At 68.7% G+C, this 3,022-nt stretch carries 3 protein-coding genes; 2 read left to right on the plus strand and 1 reads right to left on the minus strand.

What is annotated here, in order from left to right; genetic code table 11:
• Nucleotides 1-798, plus strand: a 798-nt coding sequence (locus ACTIIH_RS15915; RefSeq protein WP_441452803.1) for an amino acid deaminase/aldolase, incomplete at its 5' end; no start/stop codon positions are given.
• Complete coding sequence (locus ACTIIH_RS15920) at nucleotides 795-2,165, plus strand: D-arabinono-1,4-lactone oxidase (RefSeq protein ID WP_441452804.1); 1,371 nt, start codon at nucleotides 795-797, stop codon at nucleotides 2,163-2,165. The genes ACTIIH_RS15915 and ACTIIH_RS15920, both read left to right, overlap by 4 nt.
• Nucleotides 2,166-2,276: 111 nt before the next feature.
• On the opposite strand, the gene ACTIIH_RS15925 is transcribed toward ACTIIH_RS15920, so the two are convergent.
• Nucleotides 2,277-3,022 (minus strand): alpha/beta hydrolase family protein (locus ACTIIH_RS15925; protein WP_441452805.1); only part of this gene is annotated, 746 nt, incomplete at its 5' end.

A 3,022-nucleotide genomic window follows, 5' to 3' on the forward strand; every position in this document is an offset into this window, starting at 1 on the left:
GCCGCCTCGGTGCGGGTGTGCATCGACGTCGACTCCTCCTTTCGCCCGGCCGAATCCTGGTTGGGCGACCGCGTCCATATCGGGGCCAGGCGCTCACCGATCCGGGATGGTCGAGCGGCCGTCGCGCTCGCCCGCCAGGTCGCGGCCCGGCCCGGGTTCGACCTCGTCGGGATGATGTTCTACGAGGGGCAGATCGCCGGCACCGCCGACGCCGGACGAACAGCCCGGCAGGCGATCGTGCGGCTCATGCAGAGAGCCTCGATCGCCGAACTCGCCGAACGACGAGCCGCCGTCATCGCCGCCGTCCGTGAGGTCGCCGACCTCGAATTCGTCAACGGCGGGGGAACCGGCTCGTTCGAATCCAGCTCCGGCGAAGGCACTCTGACCGAACTCGCCGCCGGATCCGGCCTCTTCTCCCCGGGACTCTTCGACGGCTATACGCATTTCCGGCACCGGCCCGCCGCATACTTCGTCGCTCCCGTCGTGCGCAGGCCCGGGCCCGGCTGGGTGACGGTCTTCAAGGGCGGGTTCATCGCCTCGGGAGTCCCAGGCCCCGACCGTCTGCCGACGATCGCCTGGCCGCCGGGCCTCGAGTACTCCGGCCTCGAGGGGCCCGGAGAGATGCAGACGCCGCTGACCGGGCCCGGCACGGACTCGCTGCGCATCGGCGACCTCGTGTGGTTCCGGCACGCGAAGGCCGGTGAGCTGGCCGAACATTTCAACGACGTCCAGATCGTGTCCCAGGGCCGCATCCGCGATGCCTGGACCACCTATCGAGGAGAGGGGCTCGTACTGTGAGAGACGTGCAGCCGCGACGAGGCGACCGGTCCGGTCGGCAGAGATTCCGGAACTGGGCCGGTCACGTCCATGCACATCCGCACACATTCGCACGCCCCGCCTCGGCGGAGGAACTATCGGGCATCGTCACGGCCGCTGCGGCAGCGGGGGACCGTCTGCGCGTCGTCGGGGCCGGGCATTCCTTCACCCCGGTGGCCGCCTGTGACGATGTCATGGTCAATCTCGACGGACTCTCCGGCATCATCGCCGTCGACGAGGAGCGCGAGCGGGTGCGATTTGCCGCCGGCACCCGGCTGCGGGACATTCCCGCACTGCTCGCACCCTACGGACTGGCCCTGGAGAATCAGGGCGATGTCAATCCGCAGGCCCTGGCCGGCGCGATCTCGACGAGCACGCACGGCACCGGAATCGGGTTCACCGGGTTCGCCGGGACCGTCACCGGGCTGAGCCTGATGGGCCCCGACGGGCAGGTGCGGGAGCTGTCGGCCGAAGCAGAGCCGGAGGTCTTCGACCTTGCACGCGTCAGCCTCGGCGTTCTCGGTCTCATCACCGAGGTCGAACTCCAGTGCGTGCCGGCCTTCGACCTCATCGCCGAGGAGAAGGTGGCCGGATTCGAGGAACTCCTCGACGGGCTGACCGACCGCATGCGTGCGGCCGACCATTTCGAGTTCTACTGGTTCCCGCACACCGATTCGGTGCTGACGAAGACGAACACCCGGCTGGAGCCGGGGCAGGCCGGGCCCGGCCACCTCGCCGAGGCGGGGGTGCGCAGCCGATGGCTCAACCTCCTCGACAAAGAGGTGGTGGAGAACGGAGCACTGCGATTGGCCGTCGAGCTCGGGGCGAAGGTCCCGGGCGTGGTGCCCTCGATCAATCGCATCGCTCAGTCCGTCGTGGCAGACAGGACGTACCGGGCGCCCGGTCACGATGTGTTCGTCACCCCACGGCGGGTGCGGTTCAACGAGATGGAGTACGCGCTGCCCTTCGACTCCGGACCCGGGGCGATCCGGGAGATCCGAGACGTCATCGAGGCCAAGGGGTGGGCGATCTCGTTCCCCCTCGAGGTCAGGTGCGCCGCCGCCGATGATGTGCCGCTGTCGACGGCGACGGGGCGGGAGACGATGTACATCGCCGTCCACCGCTTCATCAAGGAGGACTTCGCCGAGTACTTCCGCGTCGTCGAGGAGATCCTGAGCCGGCACGGCGGCCGACCGCATTGGGGCAAGATCCACACTCGCACGGCCGCCGACCTGAACGAGCTCTATCCGCGATTCGCGGACTTCTGCGAGCTGCGGGCCCGTCTGGATCCGGAGGCCGTGTTCGGCAACCGCTTCACCGACTCGCTGTTCGGTCTCAGCCGCAGCTGAGGGCCCAGCGTCAGCAGAGAAATGGTCGCAGACGGACACTTTTAGCCGCACGGCGGTCGAGAAGTGGTCGCGAACGGATACTTCTCGGCGCGAAAAGTCCCCAGTGGTGACCTATTCTTCGGCTGCTCTTGTCTCGAGCCAGTCGAGGATCTCCGGCCAGGCGTCGTCGGCGATGGATCGGCGCATGAGACCGTGATGGCCGATGTGGTCGGTGCCGAGTTCCTCCGGGACGAAGGTGCGCCGCGTCACCGGTGCCAGCCGTAGGCGGTCGGTGAGCGCATCGATGAACGCACCGGTCGCCCAGGGATCGTCGGAGGTGCCGACGGCGAGGACAGGTGTGCGCAGTCGGGAGGCGCGCGCCTCGGCGTCGAAGCTCGGGTCGTCGAAGAAGAAGTGGGTGCGGCGCAGCCAGTCCGTCCATTCATAGAGGGCGGCGGGGATGTCCTCGCCGAGTCCCACTCGGCTGCCGGGCATATACCCGAACACTCGTGTGGCCACCCTGCCGAAGACTCCGAGGCCGACTTCCACTCGCCAGCGCTCGCTGCGAGGTGCGATGCTGCGGGCCGCCGCCATCGCTGTGGCGATTGTGACGATTCCGCACAGCCGCTGTCCGCCGCTGCCCAGGAGCAGAGCGTGCCCGCCGAGGCTGTGGCCCAACGCCGTATGCGGCAGGCCCGGGAATCTCTTCTCGGCCCAGGCGCCCGCGGCCGCCACATCTTCGCAGATCCAGTCGCGCATGCGCAGATGCCGATGGGCGCGAGCCGCCCTCCGGTCACCGACACCGCGGAAGCCGTAGGTCACCACGGCGAATCCACGGGCAGCCGCCGCCTCGGCGAAGGAGAAGTAGAAGCGTTCGG

The organism is Brevibacterium sp., from assembly GCF_052105255.1.
Classification (GTDB): domain Bacteria; phylum Actinomycetota; class Actinomycetes; order Actinomycetales; family Brevibacteriaceae; genus Brevibacterium; species Brevibacterium linens_B.